At 40.3% G+C, this 17,587-nt stretch carries 13 protein-coding genes and 2 pseudogenes; 12 read left to right on the forward strand and 3 right to left on the reverse strand.

Features of this window, described 5'->3' with window-relative positions; genetic code table 11:
* Nucleotides 1–1,032: 1,032 nt before the first annotated feature.
* Entirely contained in the window at nucleotides 1,033–1,779 is a 747-nt protein-coding gene (locus ACFIJ9_RS01700; RefSeq protein WP_005774608.1) for a YebC/PmpR family DNA-binding transcriptional regulator, read from the reverse strand.
* Between the two features lie 367 nt (nucleotides 1,780–2,146).
* Here ACFIJ9_RS01700 and ACFIJ9_RS01705 point away from each other — a divergent pair, with 367 nt between their 5' ends.
* The 12 genes and pseudogenes from ACFIJ9_RS01705 (at nucleotide 2,147) to ACFIJ9_RS01760 (ending at nucleotide 14,485) form a co-directional block, all read left to right on the forward strand.
* On the forward strand, nucleotides 2,147–2,842 hold the full coding sequence (locus ACFIJ9_RS01705; protein WP_375611764.1) for a DUF1013 domain-containing protein: 696 nt from the start codon (nucleotides 2,147–2,149) through the stop codon (nucleotides 2,840–2,842).
* A 202-nt stretch (nucleotides 2,843–3,044) separates the two neighbouring features.
* Nucleotides 3,045–3,566, forward strand: a complete 522-nt coding sequence (gene pal / locus ACFIJ9_RS01710; protein WP_015856939.1) for a peptidoglycan-associated lipoprotein Pal — start codon at nucleotides 3,045–3,047, stop codon at nucleotides 3,564–3,566.
* Nucleotides 3,567–3,618: 52 nt separating this feature from the next.
* The gene (locus ACFIJ9_RS01715) at nucleotides 3,619–5,478 is read left to right on the forward strand and encodes a tol-pal system protein (RefSeq protein ID WP_375635537.1); all 1,860 of its coding nucleotides are present in this window, start codon (nucleotides 3,619–3,621) and stop codon (nucleotides 5,476–5,478) included.
* 18 nt (nucleotides 5,479–5,496) lie between these two features.
* Nucleotides 5,497–6,984 (forward strand): tRNA lysidine(34) synthetase TilS, encoded by a 1,488-nt coding sequence (gene tilS, locus ACFIJ9_RS01720; RefSeq protein WP_375635538.1) that lies wholly within the window; start codon nucleotides 5,497–5,499, stop codon nucleotides 6,982–6,984.
* Nucleotides 6,985–7,098: 114 nt separating this feature from the next.
* Nucleotides 7,099–9,249, forward strand: a complete 2,151-nt coding sequence (ftsH, locus tag ACFIJ9_RS01725) for an ATP-dependent zinc metalloprotease FtsH (protein WP_375635539.1) — start codon at nucleotides 7,099–7,101, stop codon at nucleotides 9,247–9,249.
* 547 nt (nucleotides 9,250–9,796) lie between these two features.
* Nucleotides 9,797–11,170 carry a phosphoglucosamine mutase gene (gene glmM, locus ACFIJ9_RS01730; RefSeq protein WP_375635540.1) on the forward strand — a complete coding sequence of 458 codons (1,374 nt, stop codon included), beginning with the start codon at nucleotides 9,797–9,799 and terminating at the stop codon, nucleotides 11,168–11,170.
* Between the two features lie 282 nt (nucleotides 11,171–11,452).
* Nucleotides 11,453–11,626: a hypothetical protein gene (locus ACFIJ9_RS01735; RefSeq protein WP_375635541.1), complete on the forward strand. Its 174-nt coding sequence runs from the start codon at nucleotides 11,453–11,455 to the stop codon at nucleotides 11,624–11,626.
* A gap of 310 nt (nucleotides 11,627–11,936) precedes the next feature.
* Nucleotides 11,937–12,047: pseudogene (locus tag ACFIJ9_RS01740) on the forward strand (type II toxin-antitoxin system RelE/ParE family toxin); the annotation flags it as partial.
* Nucleotides 12,048–12,063: 16 nt separating this feature from the next.
* Nucleotides 12,064–12,335 (forward strand): annotated as a pseudogene (locus tag ACFIJ9_RS01745) (HigA family addiction module antitoxin).
* A 167-nt stretch (nucleotides 12,336–12,502) separates the two neighbouring features.
* On the forward strand, nucleotides 12,503–12,691 hold the full coding sequence (locus ACFIJ9_RS01750; protein ID WP_375635542.1) for an antitoxin VbhA family protein: 189 nt from the start codon (nucleotides 12,503–12,505) through the stop codon (nucleotides 12,689–12,691).
* Complete coding sequence (gene vbhT, locus ACFIJ9_RS01755) at nucleotides 12,678–14,201, forward strand: type II toxin-antitoxin system protein adenylyltransferase VbhT (protein ID WP_375635543.1); 1,524 nt, start codon at nucleotides 12,678–12,680, stop codon at nucleotides 14,199–14,201. The genes ACFIJ9_RS01750 and vbhT overlap by 14 nt, the downstream gene beginning before the upstream one ends.
* Before the next feature lie 77 nt (nucleotides 14,202–14,278).
* On the forward strand, nucleotides 14,279–14,485 hold the full coding sequence (locus ACFIJ9_RS01760) for a type II toxin-antitoxin system RelB/DinJ family antitoxin (protein ID WP_375635544.1): 207 nt from the start codon (nucleotides 14,279–14,281) through the stop codon (nucleotides 14,483–14,485).
* 837 nt (nucleotides 14,486–15,322) lie between these two features.
* On the opposite strand, the gene virB11 is transcribed toward ACFIJ9_RS01760, so the two are convergent.
* Together virB11 and virB10 are read right to left on the reverse strand one after the other, a co-directional pair.
* A complete protein-coding gene (virB11, locus tag ACFIJ9_RS01765; protein ID WP_375635545.1) occupies nucleotides 15,323–16,375 on the reverse strand; it encodes a P-type DNA transfer ATPase VirB11 in 1,053 nt (350 codons plus the stop codon).
* A gap of 19 nt (nucleotides 16,376–16,394) precedes the next feature.
* The gene (gene virB10 / locus ACFIJ9_RS01770; protein ID WP_375635546.1) at nucleotides 16,395–17,579 is read right to left on the reverse strand and encodes a type IV secretion system protein VirB10; all 1,185 of its coding nucleotides are present in this window, start codon (nucleotides 17,577–17,579) and stop codon (nucleotides 16,395–16,397) included.
* Nucleotides 17,580–17,587: the final 8 nt, after the last annotated feature.

Consider the following 17,587-nt stretch of genomic DNA (forward strand, 5'->3'; position numbering starts at 1 on the left):
GTCTTTAATTATTTAAAAGAAGGAATCGATTATAGTGGGCATGGGGAGTTATGTAGATTTCATCTATCATCTACGGTTGTTTATCGACAATAGAATTTCCTTGGGGGAAAATGCTTAAAAAATTCAAAAACAACATCTTGAAAAAATATAGTCAGAAAATTCTGAGGTCTCTAGATTTCAACTTTTTATTCAAAGTGTCTCTCTATGTTTTTTTGACTTCCTCTTTGATTTGGTTTGCGAAGAGTCCAGACTCTTGTCAAGGGTGTTTTTCTGCTGCTCTCTGATGTGTTTTATTCAAGTACGCTGTTGTTTTAGGTCAGAATATTGATTGATCGGTAATAGCAAAAGGACAGATTTTTAAGATAAATGACATTATTTTTTTAAGATAAATGACATTATTTTATGAAACATACGATGCCATAAAGTTAATGCTATAAAGTCAAAAATTTATCCGCAACGGATTAGAGAGATATATCGGCTTTTTGGATAATACTTTGCTAAACAATCAGCTCTGGCTTTCCATTTGCTTATTTTTATTCTGTGATGTTGTAAAAACACTGTCATTTGAGGTGTGGCGATATAAGGCATATAAACTTCCTTGAGATATTTAAGTGTTTTTTAAGTGCATGGCGAATATTTAGGGGAGTGTGTATTTTTTGAGCCTTAAGTTTCAAATGAATTCCATGAGTGATTCGTTATAGGAATACGTCAAGAAAATCCGAATTGTTTACAGACCAGATCATCTTCATTACTTGAGGGTGGGGAGGTTAATCTTAAAGAACAAAAAGATTAAATAGAGAGGGGTTATAGGGATAATCTTTGGGGCATGTAAGAAAGGCGTGAGGCTACAGAGTTTTTTATGCTTTCTTTTTTGGGTTATGTTTTCTGGAATTAATGGCGGTTTTCTTGTTGCACCAATGGTTAGTCCCCGCTATTGACGCGGGGCTTTTATATGTGCGGATAAAGAGGCGAGGTGACAGATGCTTTTGAAGCCCTCATGAATGAAGAGAGGGCTTGTGCAAATGATAGGAATTATACAGATAATTTTGCCAAAATCTCATCGCTGACATCAAAATTGGCATAAACATTTTGTACATCATCATCTTCTTCTAATGTTGAAATCAGTCGTAAAACGGACAAAGCTTTTTCTTCATCTATTGGTGCAAGGGTGGTGGCTTTCCAAATCGTTTTAATCGATTCTGCTTCACCAAGTTTTGCTTCAAGTGTTTTGGAAACTTCACCAATATCTTCAAATGCGCAGGTAATATGATGTCCGGTTTCTTCTGATTGCACATCTTCAGCACCGGCTTCAATTGCTGCATCCATGATGTTATCGGCTGTCCCTGCTTCTGGCTTATAGATTATTTCACCAATCCGATTAAACATGAAACTGACCGATCCTGTTTCTCCTAGGGCTCCTCCTGATTTTGTGAAGGCGGCGCGCACATTTGAAGCGGTGCGGTTGCGGTTATCAGTTAAAGCTTCAACAATGACGGCAACGCCACCTGGTCCATAGCCCTCATAGCGTACTTCATCATAATTTTCGACATCGGTACCTGAAGCTTTTTTAATCGCGCGTTCAATATTATCTTTCGGCATCGATTGTGCTTTGGCATTTTGAACAGCCAGCCTTAAACGTGGATTCATGGCTGGATCAGGAGCACCTTGTTTTGCTGCTACGGTAATTTCCCGCGCAAGTTTAGAAAATATTTTCGAGCGCATTGCATCTTGACGCCCTTTACGGTGCATAATATTTTTAAATTGTGAATGGCCAGCCATAGTTTTCCTTCCTATTTTAGGGCTTTCTTTCCAGTTGGATACTCTTTAGAATTTAAGGCGACAAAACACGCATCCCACCAGAATAAATGTGCCACAGCATGAGGTGAAGTAATCGAATAAACCCTTTATAAGAAAATTCATCTTAAAGGTAAAGACACCTTAGTTGAGGATCATTACAAGAGAGATCTCTTGTCGTTGAGCAAAAATAACGCTATAACAGAATGTAATCTCATGGCAAAATGGTTTATTCCATGCCTCGCTTTGTTTTAGGAGTGGTTGGAGAGACCTAACATATAAAAAGTTCTAGTGCTCTTGAGTGGGCGGTAACCGGCCTCATAGAAGAGGCGCAGAAGAGGATTTATAAAAAATGGCAACGCAACTTTTGATGCCCAAAGCAACAGCTGTTTGGTTGGTTGATAATACAGCTCTTTCTTTTGATCAGATTGCAGAATTTTGTAAATTGCATGTTTTGGAAGTAAAAGCTATTGCCGATGGTGATGCGGCTTATGGTATTAAAGGTTTAGATCCGATTAGTTCTGGGCAATTGACGCGCAGTGAAATTGCACGGGTGGAGGCTGATCAAAACGCACGCTTGAAAATTTCTCAATCTAGGGTGCATATTCCTGAAAAAAAACGCAAAGGGGCGCGCTATATCCCTCTTTCTCGACGCCAAGATCGTCCCAATGGTATCCTATGGTTGGTTACGAACCATCCTGAGTTGAAAGATGCACAAATTGCACGGTTGATTGGGACAACAAAAGCGACAATTGAACAAATCCGCCTTAGAACCCATTGGAATAGTGCAAATTTGGTTCCTCTTGATCCTGTAGGACTTGGTTTGTGTTCGCAAATCGATTTAGATTTTGAGCTCCAGCGTGCGGCGAAAAATCGCCCTGTTGCTGCAGAAGAAGATAGGTCGTTGCTTCCCGCTTCTGTGACGGAAAACGCTGCCCTAGAGGAAAATGAGAGTGAAGAAAATCTGCATAAGACTTTTGATGCTGATAAAGTTTTTGCAAAGCTGAACGCGCTGCAAAAAAATCGTCAAGATCAAGATGATGCATAAAAAGCCATGACGTATAAGGGAAACATTTCTTATGGAAATGTTAGAGGAGTGGCTGGAGAGAAGAAAAATTGGCAGAGACTCAAAAATAAAAATGATGACCAAAAAAACAGAAAAATTTCGTCTTCATTAGGAATTAACGGTTATTCTTGAAAATATTTTTAAGAATTTACCCTTCTTTACGACACTCAAGGAGAAACGGACTATGCGCTCTACCCAAAAAACCTTCTCTCATTCCTTAGCTGTCCTCTTTTTTTTCGCACTATGCTTGGCTGGGTGTGGCAAAAAAAATGTCGGTGCACTTAACGGTATGAATGGCGCTTATATGAATGATGCTGGTTTGAATCAGGTGCCACCAGGCTCAGGACAAGAATTTACGGTTAATGTGGGTGATCGCGTGTTTTTTAGTCTCGATTCTTCTTCACTTGATGCTGATGCTGAACGTATTTTAACGCGCCAAGCGGAATGGTTGCTTCATTATCCTTATTATTCTATTATGATCGAAGGTCATGCTGATGAGAGGGGAACACGTGAATATAACTTGGCACTTGGACAGCGCCGTGCTGTTGCTGTGCGAAACTATTTGGTGTCTCTAGGTGTGTCTGAACAACGGATTCAAACAATTTCTTACGGAAAAGAAAGACCTGTAGCGGTCTGTGATGATATTTCCTGTTGGAATCAAAATCGACGTGCTGTGACAACGTTGAGTGACATGAATAGTCATTAAAAAGAAGATTGTTTGTTTCAACTATTCAATAAGCTCTTAAGGGGAAAAAGGAATGTATCGTAAAATCAATTGGAAAACACTCTTTTATATGGCGGTTTTCATAGCTTGTTCTACTTCACTTGTTCAAAGTGCGGCACGAAGGGCTTCCGAATATCCTGCACATGATACGGATAAAGTTGATGAAGTTGATAAGGCATCTAGCGCGGAGGAAAAAGCCACTGACACTGTTAATAAGGCTATTGATGCTGTGAAGAAAGCACCTGAAGCAGCTGATAAAGCAGCATCTAGCGCGGAGGAAAAAGCCACTGACACTGTTAATAAGGCTATTGATGCTGTGAAGAAAGCACCTGAAGCAGCTGATAAAGCAGCATCTAGCGCGGAGGAAAAAGCCACTGACACTGTTAATAAGGCTATTGATGCTGTGAAGAAAGCACCTGAAGCAGCTGATAAAGCAGCATCTAGCGCGGAGGAAAAAGCCACTGACACTGTTAATAAGGCTATTGATGCTGTGAAGAAAGCACCTGAAGCAGCTGATAAAGCAGCATCTAGCGCGGAGGAAAAAGCCACTGACACTGTTAATAAGGCTATTGATGCTGTGAAGAAAGCACCTGAAGCAGCTGATAAAGCAGCATCTAGCGCGGAGGAAAAAGCCACTGACACTGTTAATAAGGCTATTGATGCAGTGAAGAAAGCGCCTGATGCAGCTGATAAAGCAGCATCTAGCGTGGAGGAAACAGCCACTGACACTGTTAATAAGGCTATTGATGCTGTGAAGAAAGCACCTGAAGCAGCTGATAAAGCAGCATCTAGCGTGGAGGAAACAGCCACTGACACTGTTAATAAGGCTATTGATGCAGTGAAGAAAGCGCCTGATGCAGCTGATAAAGCAGCATCTAGCGTGGAGGAAACAGCCACTGACACTGTTAATAAGGCTATTGATGCAGTGAAGAAAGCGCCTGATGCAGCTGATAAAGCAGCATCTAGCGTGGAGGAAACAGCCACTGACACTGTTAATAAGGCTATTGATGCAGTGAAGAAAGCACCTGAAGCAGCTGATAAAGCAGCATCTAGCGCGGAGGAAACAGCCACTGACACTGTTAATAAGGCTATTGATGCAGTGAAGAAAGCACCTGAAGCAGCTGATAAAGCAGCATCTAGCGCGGAGGAAAAAGCCGCTAGTGTTGTGGAGCACCAAGGGATTATTTTAGAGAATCAACAGGCTTTATTTAAAGATTATGATTTAGATAAGCTTTTGCATAAGATACGAATGGTGCTTGAGCATAACAATCTAAAAAATGTTAACAAGCAGTTTTATGGGCTTTTTGATAAAAAATCCCCGTCTGTTTATTCTTGCTCTTTTGAAAAGTCCGCTGTGGATGAAAAATCTCAGACTGTAAAAGAAGAGATAGAGCAGGAGCATAGTACAGGTGATCAGACAAAGGTTGCTGCTGTGGAAGCTAAGGTGGAGAGCCATGATCATGAAAACAGTCAACATTTTAACAAAGTGCATGAAGTAAGTGCTCCAATTGAAGCACATCAGAGTGACAATCTTTCTTCTTCTAAAGCTTTGTATAAGGAAGGGTATGATTTTATTCGTTCTGCCAACTATGTTGATGCTGAAAAAAGCTTTTGCGCTTTTCAAAATCGTTACAAAAAAGATTCTTTGAGTGATGATGCTTTATTTTGGTTGGCTGAATCTTTGTTGGGACAAAAACGCTATCATGAAGCAGCGCAAGTTTATCTTACCGCATGGTATGCAGATAAAAAGAAGCTCTATACCTCCGAGATTTTGCTGAAATTAGCAAGAAGTATGATCGCTCTTGAGCCAAATAAAGACGATTGTGCTCATTTTTTGAAAAAATCAAAACATCAAAAAACATTAGAGTCTATTTTTTGTAAACCTGCAAAATAAATAGCGAGGTTGTTTTCGGTGTGCGTTAGACTGGCAAGAAATCTCTTTAAAACATCGGATTTTATTCAGTGTCAGAAGTTGATTCTTGCCGTCTCAGGGGGAAGTGATTCTTTGGCTTTGATGTTTTTGGTCAAAGAGCATTTGGAAACTCTCTCAGTTCCTCCAGAAATGATTGTTGTCACGGTTGATCATCAATTGCGTAAAGAATCAACGCGTGAAGTAGAAACTGTTGCGAAAATTTGTCGAGTCCATCACATTAAACATATTGCTGTGCGGTGGGAAGGTGAAAAACCAAAGACGCATATTGCTTCCAGTGCTCGTGTTGCACGCTATGATCTCTTGGTTAAAGAAGCACAAAAACAAGGCGCATCAGTTATTATGACGGGCCATACACTCAATGATCAGGTTGAAACCTATCAAATGCGGTATCAACGTCTCCAAAAAAATAGAGGTGCGTTGCACGGTGAAGTTGGTGCCATGCGTGATGAGGTTTATTCCAGTGGTTTTGCCGGTGTTTTGCGCGGTGAAGCCGAAGGTATACATGATGAGGATCATGCCAGAGAAACGGGAAAAAATATTGCCGAAAAAAACTATGGTCCCCTATATGAGCGTGGTTTATCCTGTATTCCGCGTGAGGCGTTGTTGCATAGAAAAGTGCGTTTGATTCGGCCGCTCCTTGGTGTAAAACGCCAAACATTACGGAATTATTTACGCTTACAAGGACAAACATGGATTGATGATCCAACCAATGAAGATCGCAATTTTGAACGTGTGCGCGTACGTCAATCTCTTCATCCTGAAAAATTGGCTTATATTGCTCAAAAAATAAATGAAGCCGCATTGCAGCGTCGTCAACAAGCGAAAAATATTGCTGATTTGATCTTAGCGCTGGATATTACTGTTAAACATGGGCGTTGTTTCATAGCAAAGCCTGCGCTATTTTTACAGAAACATTCCAGTTTTCCTTTTGTGGTGGGGCTCTTTGCGGTGTTGATGGGAGGGGGATTTTATTTGCTTCCTAATCAAAAATTAAGCATGCTTGTTCAAAAACTCTGTCTCGATTCTCCAGAAAAGAAGCGTTTTACTTATGCGGGCTCTGTTATTGAATATAACAAGTACGGAATTTCTTTGTGGCGTGAAGGGCGGAATATGAAAGAGGCTATCGTTGAGCCAGATAAAACTTTTATATGGGATGGGCGCTATCAGATCACAAATCATGGATCTGAGGCTATAAAGATTGGAGCCGCAAATTTAGAACAGCTGAAATTTTTATTGAAAAATAGCGATTTTGAGCTTGAAAAGCCTCATTTTCCCTCTTTACAATCGCTGCTGATGATCTCAAATCACAAAGGGTATGATATTCCAGAGTTGATTTCTCAAGCAGTTGTTCATAAACATGTTATAATCAAGCGGATTATGGCACCTTTCGATTGGCTTTCTTCACGAGAAGATGCTGCTGTGGTAAATATTGTGGAACCTTTTTTTAATATTGAGGTGAAAAGATAAAGGAAAATTACGTTAAAAGAAAATAAACAGCTTCTCATCCCTTGGCAAGGGGCTGACAAGGTTATATGTTAAGGGGAACTGTTTGAAATCTATATTTGATTAAGTGGGCTGAATATGAATTCCAATTACCGCTCTCTCCTCATTTGGGGAGTTATTGCCTTCATTTTGATTGTGTCGTTTTCTCTCTTTAATGGAGATAGTCAGCGTTCTGGTGGTGGAGAAGTCTCCTATTCTGAATTTTTGCAAAAAGTTGAGAATAATGAGTTGAAATCTGTGACCATTCAAGGTCAAAAATTAACAGGACAAACCATTGAACATAGAGCTATTTCAACCTATGCTCCTCGTGATCCAGGTTTGATACAAAAATTGGAAAGCAAAAACGTTAATGTTAAAGCTATTCCTGAAAGCTCTGGAAATAGCATTTTCCTCAATCTTCTCTTTTCCTTATTGCCTGTTATTATTATCGTGGGGGCGTGGGTCTTTTTTATGCGGCAAATGCAAAATGGATCACGCGGTGCAATGGGATTTGGGAAATCAAAAGCGAGATTGCTTAATGAAGCGCAAGGACGTGTTACCTTTAAAGATGTTGCTGGCGTTGAAGAAGCAAAGCAAGATCTTCAAGAAATTGTTGAATTTTTACGTGAACCACAAAAATTTCAACGCTTAGGGGGGCGTATTCCACGCGGTGTTTTGCTTGTTGGTCCTCCAGGAACCGGTAAAACTTTGCTAGCACGTTCTGTGGCAGGTGAAGCTAATGTGCCATTCTTTACCATTTCAGGGTCTGATTTTGTTGAAATGTTTGTTGGTGTTGGGGCGAGCCGTGTGCGCGATATGTTCGAACAGGCTAAAAAAAACGCACCTTGCATTATCTTTATCGATGAAATCGATGCTGTTGGACGTCATCGGGGGGCTGGACTTGGTGGTGGAAACGATGAACGTGAACAGACCTTAAATCAGTTGCTTGTCGAAATGGATGGGTTTGAGCCCAATGAAAGTATTATTCTTATTGCTGCAACAAACCGTCCCGATGTGCTTGATCCCGCGTTGTTAAGACCAGGGCGTTTCGACCGACAAGTTGTTGTGCCAAATCCTGATGTTTCTGGGCGTGAACAAATCTTGAAAGTGCATGTGCGCAACGTGCCTTTAGCACCTAACGTTGACTTAAAAATTTTGGCAAGGGGAACACCAGGATTTTCCGGTGCGGACCTGATGAATTTGGTAAATGAAGCTGCTCTTATGGCTGCGAGCCGTAATAAAAGAGTTGTCACGATGCAAGAATTCGAAGATGCCAAAGATAAGGTGATGATGGGGGCTGAACGTCGTTCAACCGCTATGACACAAGAGGAAAAGGAACTCACTGCTTATCACGAAGCAGGACATGCTATTGTGGCTCTTAATGTGCCGGTTGCTGATCCTGTCCACAAAGCAACAATCGTTCCAAGGGGAAGAGCATTGGGAATGGTGATGCAATTGCCTGAAGGTGACCGCTATTCCATGAGTTATCGATGGATGATTTCTCGTTTGGCCATTATGATGGGTGGACGTGTGGCTGAAGAATTAAAGTTTGGAAAGGAAAATATCACATCCGGTGCTTCTTCTGATATTGAGCAAGCAACTAAATTGGCGCGCGCAATGATCACACGGTGGGGATTTTCTGATCTGCTTGGAAATGTAGCTTATGGCGATAACCAAGATGAAGTCTTTTTGGGTCATTCTGTTGCGCGAACACAAAATGTCTCTGAAGAAACAGCGCGCATGATTGATATGGAAGTGCGTAAGCTTATTGATGATGCCTATAAAAATGCGACTAACATTTTGAAAACAAAAAGAAAAGAATGGTTTGCTTTGGCACAAGGTTTGCTGGAATATGAGACTTTAACGGGAGCTGAAATTAACGAAGTTATTGCAGGAAAGCCTCCTTCACGCACACAGAAAGATGAGGGTGCTGCGCCACGGGGATCTTCTGTTCCAAAAACTGGAAAAATGAAGACAGAGACAACAGTGGTAGATGAAAAAGATGCTGAAGCAGCCCCTCATAAAGCAGAGACCGATAAAGGCAAGGCAGGTAAAGCAGAGGAAGCTGTTGGGAAAAAAACAGCAAAATCCGGTAATGTTGAGCCTAAGGAGGCTCAGTCTAAAGAAGTGCAATCGGATGAGACTGAGAAAAAAGCGCAAAGCACAAAAGGTACCACAAAATCAGTCAACCGCTCTAAAAGTAATGCTGAAAAGAAGTCCAGTACTGCGGGAGATGATAAAGAAAAATAAGAACTGTTTAATAACGCTTGAGTAACGATGTTTTAGGAAAATTTCTAAATTCTTTGAGAAAGGCGCAAGCAAAGCTTGCGCCTTTAATGTAATATTTGCAAAAATATGGAAGCAAAAAATTAAGCAAAGCTGTTGTATGATGACAGTTTTAGCAGGCTATAAGGCGAGGTGGTATTTTCCTTTACGGATTTAGCAAGGTGTGAGGCTAGGCGATAGATTTCCTTGCGGATTTGGTAAGGTTTGAGGTTAGGTGCTGGGTTTCTTTACGGATTTAGCAAATGTGTGAGATTATCCTTTGGTTGTGTTCAAGAGATGTGTAAAGCATTTTGAGGAGATAATATTGCTTGTATGTGTGAGGGTGTAAACATAATTGGTTGAGAGGGGTTTAGATGTGTAGATGGTGAATAGGGTTCTTGATTGTCTAAATGCATGAAGGTTTAGACCAATGATCTGATTTTATATGGGGAGGGGGCCTATTGTACCAAGGGGGCTTGTTAGGGTTTTAAAGAAAAGCCAAGGGAAGAGTTATATATTAAAGGAAAGAGGCATGGTGCAAAAATATTTTGGTACAGATGGAATTCGGGGGAAAGCCAATTCATTTCCTATGACACCCGATTTTGCCATGAAGGTGGGGATGGCTGTAGGGGTTTTATTTCGCTCACAACATCAATCGCGTCGTGTGGTGATTGGCAAGGATACACGATTATCTGGCTATATGTTGGAAAATGCTTTGGTTTCAGGGTTGACTGCTGCGGGGATGGAAGCTTTTTTATTGGGGCCAGTGCCAACACCTGCTGTTGCAATGCTTTGCCGCTCTTTGCGAGCGGATCTTGGGGTGATGATTTCTGCTTCTCATAATCCGTTCTATGATAATGGAATTAAACTTTTTGGTCCTGATGGTTTTAAACTTTCAGATGATATGGAAGCGAAAATTGAACAATTGATCGATACAGATCTTTCAAAGTCTTTAGCAAGTTCTTCTGAAATTGGTTATGCAAAACGGGTTGAGGGGGATATTTATCGTTATATTGAATATGCTAAACGAACTTTGCCGCGTGATGTTCGCTTAGATGCTTTGCGTATTGTTGTGGATTGTGCCAATGGAGCTGCTTATAAAGCTGCTCCCCGTGCTTTATGGGAATTGGGGGCTGAGGTTTTTGCTATTCATGATGAGCCTAATGGTACCAATATTAATCAAAAATGTGGATCAACCGATTTAAGCTCTTTAAAACGAAAAGTTCATGAAGTGCGTGCTGATGTGGGGATTGCTCTTGATGGAGATGGAGATCGTGTTCTCATTGTTGATGAAAAAGCACAAACGGTTGATGGAGATCAGTTGATTGCTGTAATTGCTGAAAATTGGCATAAAATGGGACGATTACGGTGCAATGGTGTTGTCACAACGATTATGTCAAATCTTGGACTGGAGCGTTTCTTGAACAGTAAAGGGTTGCACCTTGTAAGGACAAATGTTGGAGATCGTTATGTTGTCGATGCCATGCGCCAAAAGGGATATAATGTTGGTGGTGAGGCTTCTGGGCATATCGTGCTTAGTGATTTTGGTACAACGGGTGATGGTTTGGTGGCTGCATTGCAGATTTTAGCCTGTATGAAAGAAAGTCAAAGCCCTATGAGCCAATTGTGTAAACGGTTTGAACCTGTGCCGCAAATTTTAAAAAATGTAACGATTAAAAATAAAAATGTACTGAAAAAAAATCCAGTCAAAGCGGCAATCGATAAAGCAACGCAACAATTGGGAAAAGAGGCACGGCTGGTGATCCGCGCTTCTGGAACTGAGCCGCTTATCCGCCTTATGGCTGAAGGCGATGCACGAGAAGTATTGGACACGGTCGTGACAGAGTTGATGGATGTTATTATCCATCATGATGTACGCATGGGTACTGCACTTGAGGAATCTTGAATTTTTTGAGAAAATTATCAGATCATCTTTTGATAAAGCTCTTATTGTAATGCGGGATGTTGGCAATTACAAAAAGGTATGGTAGCTATGTTAGTGATGTAATAACGGTAATGGATACTCTATCTACTAATCAATTAAATAAAAAAGAGAAAAATAGAGTTCTCATAAATATAACGCGTAGAGTGTTCTATAGTTCGTAAGATATTAAAACCATGCCTTCTTTTGCTTGTTCGTAAACTAGTTATTATTTTAACAGAGTTTATAGCAGGGGGGAGTTTATTAGTGTTATTCATTCTTTTTGCTGGATATACAGTGGGGGCAGATCCTTATGAACATCAAACAGCAATGGTCATTGGTTATATCGTCGTTATGTTTCTAAGTGCAGCTGCCAATTGGGGATATGATGCGCTCCTATTACGTTTAGCTCCCCCTAATTATGAACGTATACTTTTCTAATAATGAGTAGAATAATTAGAAAGAGATGAGAATGATCAATTTTTTCACGACAGTTCTAATGTTTATAAAGTAAAAAAAGCCCTGTGATGTAAAAATAATGAACATTTTTTGTATCTTGGAGGGTTACACTCTATATTAATTTATGCTTTTAAGATTTAAACATAAAAGGATTGAAGCCTGCTATAATACTGGTACGACTAAAGGGTTTAGAACCGCCCATGCTCAAAAATTAAAGCGTATTCTAGGTGCCTTTGAAGTTGCTATATCGCCAAATGATTTCAATTTTCCGTCTTTTTGATTACATCTACTAAAGGGCGTTCTCAAAGGTTATTGGTCAGTTACCGTAAATGGAAATTGTCGCGTAATATTTCGCTTTGATGGCATAGATGTCGAAATGGTTGATTATCTGGATTATCATTAAAAAGGAGATCCAAACAATGATGAAGAATCCTTCACATCCCGGTGAATTATTGCGTGAAGATGTGATCAAAGAGCTTGGTTTATCCGTTAATGAAGCAGCAGAGCGGCTTGGTATTCTCGTGTAGCACTTTCTAGAGTTTTAAATGGAAAAGCCGCTATGAGTGCTAATCTTGCTATTAGGCTTGAAATGTCTGGTGTAAGCACAGCACGTGCTTGGCTTGCTATGCAAACAAATTATGATCTATCAAAAAAAATCCTTAACAACAGTCTCATGATCAAGATTGCATAAAAGAGTTTTAAATGGCAGTTAAGTTTTTGCAACAGAGACGTATACAAGAGCTAAATCATGCGTATGAGCGTACAAAATCAAAAGATGTGAACACGGTAAGATAAGGATAAAATCTTGTTTCTGTAGTCTGTTTGGCTATAATAAATATAAGCAAAGGAGGGTTTTATATGTTGAGTGAAGAGGAAATTAAGCGACGTCGCTTTGCTGCTAAAAATGCATTGGCAAGCCAACGTTTAGAGGGATTAGAGCCAGATCCAAAAGTCGTTGCGCAAATGGAACGTGTTATTATTGGAGAGCTTGAAACAAGTGATATCCTCAAAGATTATATGGAGCGGGTAAAACGTGGGGAAGTATAAGGGGAGCGGTGATCTTTATACTGATCCTGAAACTGGTGTGATGTATAATCGGCTTGGTATTAAAGATGAAGCCACACTGCAGCGCGTAGAATCTACGATTTCTTATGTAAAATCTTTCGAATTTGTACATACTCCTATTCGTGGTGAGTTTGATCTGAATTACATGAAAGAGATCCATAGAAGACTGTTTGGTGACATATATGAATGGGCGGGACAAGTTCGTTTAGTGGATATTGCCAAAGGCAATAGTATGTTTGCTAGTTATAATCAGATTGAAAGTTATGCACCGAAGATTACACAAAAGCTTGCAAAAGAACAGTATTTGTGTGGTCTTGGCGCTTATGACTTTAGCCAAAGGGCTGGGTATTACATGGGCGAGTTGAATGCGTTGCATCCGTTTCGAGAGGGGAATGGGCGTACTCAGCGTGAATTTATGGTGCAACTGGCTCGTGAAGCTGGTTATCATATCAACTGGAAGGGTATTGAGCGACAAGAAATGACACGTGCGTCAATTGAAGCACATTTTGGTAATTCAGAATATCTGTCTGCACTCATCTATAAGAACCTTACCAAGTTTACAGAAAATAAAAGGGATGATGTTTCTCAAGGTATTGGCAAAAATATTGCTTTTGGCGTTGATCTTAATAAAGAGTGCTTGGAACAACAAAAAGAGAAGATTGAAACTCCTTGGGATAGAGAAAAGATAAGTTTTGCTAAACGTCAAAAAGAAGAACTTGAAATTGAGCAATCGCAAAGGGATGTTAATGCTACGTTAAAAGCAACAGAACGAGAGCCATACCTTGCTGCTTATACGGATAACTCTAATCTAGAACAGAAGGTGCTAAGCGCTCTTAGAAATAAAAAGTCTTACGTTGATATGTTTAAAAAATTAAGCAATCGTTTAGCATTTATTTATAGAGATCCGCAAGAGGCTGCGCTTAGGATTGAGCAAACAATTTTAGCGGGTAAAGGCGATAAACTTCCTGATATTCTAGCTAAGTCTCCAGAGAAAGCTGGTGAGCTGCGTGGATCAGATCGTTTAATCGATAAACTCAAATCTACAGGAAAAGAATGTAAAACCGCGCTTTACAATGTTCCTCTTGCTGTTTCTACTATGAGAGCGCTTCAATCCTTTTATAAGAATTCTTATGAGACACATATGGATAGTGTTACACGGGAGCGTGAACAGTTAAAAGTTGAAGTCCCGTCACTTTCAAAAGAAGCAGTGACTTTTATGAAAAATGTTGAAGTTGGTTGTGATAGTTATTCAAAGATACCAGAGCAGGTTAATAAAGAGTTTTTAAAGCTGCAAAGTGCTTTAGATAAACGTTTTGGACATGATGCTATTCATAAATATGGTTTTGATTTATCAAAAGCAATCCCCAAAGAACAGTCTTATAATAAAGAACGCATAAAAGAGTTTCAAATGGCGGTTAAATTTTTGCAACAGAGACAACAGGAGAAAATCAACGCAATAGCGCGTGCAAGATCAAGAGATGTGATACGGTGAGGGCAAGGATAAGTCTTATGCTGTATAAGCCCTATTAAACCATACGGTAAAAGAGAGGTAATCAAAGGAGGTTTAATATGGGTGTGACAAAAGATGTTATACGATCCCGCATAGATAAGACGTTAAAAAAATCCGGTGAAATATTAGCAAATTTAGGACTTACGGTGTCTGATTTCATCCGTATTGTTTTGATAAAAGTTGTCAATGAAAAGGGATTGCCGTTTGATATGTATATTCCTTATGCGGAAACGCTTAAAACTTTTGAGAAAAGTGACAAGGGTTAAGAGATATGTATTGCTAAAGATAAGAAAGATTTGTTTCGTCATTTGGTTATTTGATATTTCTGATCATTCACTTCAAATTAGCTTTTAATTTACATCATTATCGTTATGGGTGTTTCCGTATATTGAATGATGTACGCAAACAGTGATTGAAATGGCAGCTTATTGAATTTCTGCAAAAGAAGAAAGCCTATCGCTTGAAGAATTATTTGATATTGTTTCTTTTATTGCTACTCATTCAGATGCTGGTGATCTTGTGGAAGGTACGAGAGGAAGCTAGGGAATGTCAGGTTTAAAAGCATAAGGGTAAAAGAGGGGGGATATAGGGTTATATCCTTTTGGGGTGGTCAAAATATTCCGGTGTTGATTGAAGATGTTTACAGTTAATCATCTTGAGGCAATTTGGCAAAATCAGAGAGGAATGCGTTGAAGAAAATTTTTATACTGCGCCTTGATGAATATCGAAAAGAATAATAATGGATAAGACAAATAAAGCAGGATCTGGTATATTAAAAGGTGTTTGTGAAGCTCTTGTCTGAAGCTAAAGGTGAAGTGGATGTCACTAAATTTTGTATCGATATTCCTGCAAATGTTGATGTCAAAAAAAATCAGAAAAGATATTGGGTTATAGATATCATTTTCGGCACGTTGTGGTTTTTCTGTGGGGCGCATTCGTGATTGGGAATGGGGATGATATTTTTACTTCTTTTTGCTTTCGATTATTGAAAATGAATCTGAAGCTATGGTGGTAATTTAGCACGCGATGATATCCGCGGCTTATAATTGTGTTTTTAAGAAAGCTCTATTGGTATAAAAGGGGTGTGAGGGTTGCGTTTTTTTTTAAAAGGCATCACGGCGTTTGAAAGGATCGTAATAGATTTCTGTTACACGAAATTTTCCTTCGAGGCGTTTACATTGGATGATGACATCTATCATCGAGATTAATAAGCCGCGGATATCATCGCGTGCTAAATTACCACCACCGTCACTTTCTTTGACTAAAAGGGTCATTTGTTCGAAGGCTGCAAGTGCTGTTGAGGCGTGGACGGTGGTAATGGAGCCGGGGTGACCAGAGTTGACATTACGGATGTAGTAAAAGGCTGTACCATCACGCAGCTCTTGTAGAAGGATTCTGTCGGGGCGCATGCGTAATCCTGATTCAAGCAGTTCTTTTGCACCTGCTTTTGCTAAGCCTTGGTTATCTTTTGAATAAAAGAGTTGGACTTTGTTGGCGTGCGGAACGACAAGTTCTGGCGTGTCTTCAATGGTGAGAATTCGTTCATATTCAGGGATTTTTGCAATTAAAGCTTTAGAGAGGGTTGTTTTCCCAGAACCGGTTTTGCCCGATATTAAGATATTTTGTTGTGTAATAACGGCTCTTTCTAAAAAGTTGCAAAAATCTTTGGCGATAAAGAGATCTGTTAGCTCTTTGTCTGTATCAGAGAGTTCGGATAACCGTTCTGTCATTTGTTGCGCGGGTGTGAAACTGGTGTTTTGGGCGACAGAAAACAGATTGTTTTCATGTAAACTTTCAAGAGAAAAAGTGCGTGATGAAGGTTTACGAATGGTCATGCTAATGGTATTGGCTGCAACAGCTGGAGGCATAACAATTTGTATGCGTTCGTTGTTTGGCAGTGTTGCGGAGAGAACGGGGTTTTCTACACTGATTTTTTGTGTTGTGTAGGCAGCAACAACTTTCGCAATCCCTTCTAGTTCGCTGTAGGTTAGTTCTTTTAAGATGTGGGTTTGCCAACCATTGGGACCCTCAACGATTACTTCGCCGGGGCGATTGACAACAATTTCAAATAAATTTTCATCATTGAGGAAGTCATCTAAGATCTTTAATTTTGTTAAGACGATGGAGGCGCGTTCTGCATTTTTTGCTGATGGCATAATGTGACTTTATTGGCTTTTATTGAACTTGAGAATGAAAAAAGGAATAGCTGGGAGTAGAGCGGTTTCTTTTGCTCTTTACGGTTAGTTTATAGACAGAGGAAAAATCGAGATCTTTTGCTACGAAAATGTTGACGAGTTCGCCTTGAAATTTTTCTAAGGTAGGAGGGATATTGATTTGATTTTCAAGGGCAATACTGGCGGCATCTTTTCCAGTGTTGTTTGCGCCTTCAAAACCGCTGCCTCCAGAGTTGTTTGAACCTTCTTTATTGGAATTGCCTACTATTTTATTTGTTAGGGCGGTTGTGGCACCATCAATAACGGTCAACAAAAGGGAAGAGCCAAAGCGTTCCCACCAATGGGTGTTGATGTTGCCATCAAACCCAGCTCTGCCTAAACTGTCGGTTGCGGGTGAGGCAAGGTCGATGATGACACCGGTTGGGGTTTTTGCTCTTGTCCAGAGCACAAAGAGGCGAGATTGACCTTGTTTTATCCCTCCGCGGTATTCGCCAATCACTTGGGTTCCTTTATCAAGCAAAACAACGCGCCCATTGTCAGAGAGGATATCACGGTTGATGATGCAGCTTGCAAAGCCTGGTTGCTCACTGTTTAATGCGGTTTCTAAGATACAGGGGATAGAGGTTCCCATGGCGATGATAAAGTTTCTATTGCCGATGAGTTTTGCTTTTGTTTCTTCTGTTTTGGTAGGCTTTAAGAGGGTCGCAAAATTTTGTGTGTCTTGAAGGGCAGGAGAATTTTGCGCATTTGCGAGATTTTCAAGGGCATGGAGTTTGTCAAAGGGGTTGAGAGTCGTGTTGACAATGTCTTTTAATTGAGATTGAGAACCTTTGGCAAAAGCTAAAACAGGGGCGCGTCTTGCGGCATCAAGTAATGGGTCATCTTTTTTGGGTTCTTGTGCGAGTGGTTGTGGTGGTGGTAAGGTTATTGGTGCTATGTTTGCACGCGGGTCAGAGGGCGCGAGCTCTAGAGGGGCGAGGGAATTGTGAAAGTTTTGTGCTTGTTTTTTATGAGCTTTTGCGGTGTCTTTTTGTTCTGTGGGGGTGGATAAGATGTTCCAGAGTACATAGCCGCAGATTCCTATACAGGCGATTGCGACAACTATTTTTTTGCCGGCGGTTTTGGCGCTATTGTTTTTGCCATCCCCAATAGATCCTCGATCTTCGATGATTGGTTTATCACTCATGTGTTGTC

Origin of the sequence: Bartonella sp. MR90HLJMH (assembly GCF_042194115.1) — a bacterium.
GTDB lineage: Bacteria > Pseudomonadota > Alphaproteobacteria > Rhizobiales > Rhizobiaceae > Bartonella > Bartonella grahamii.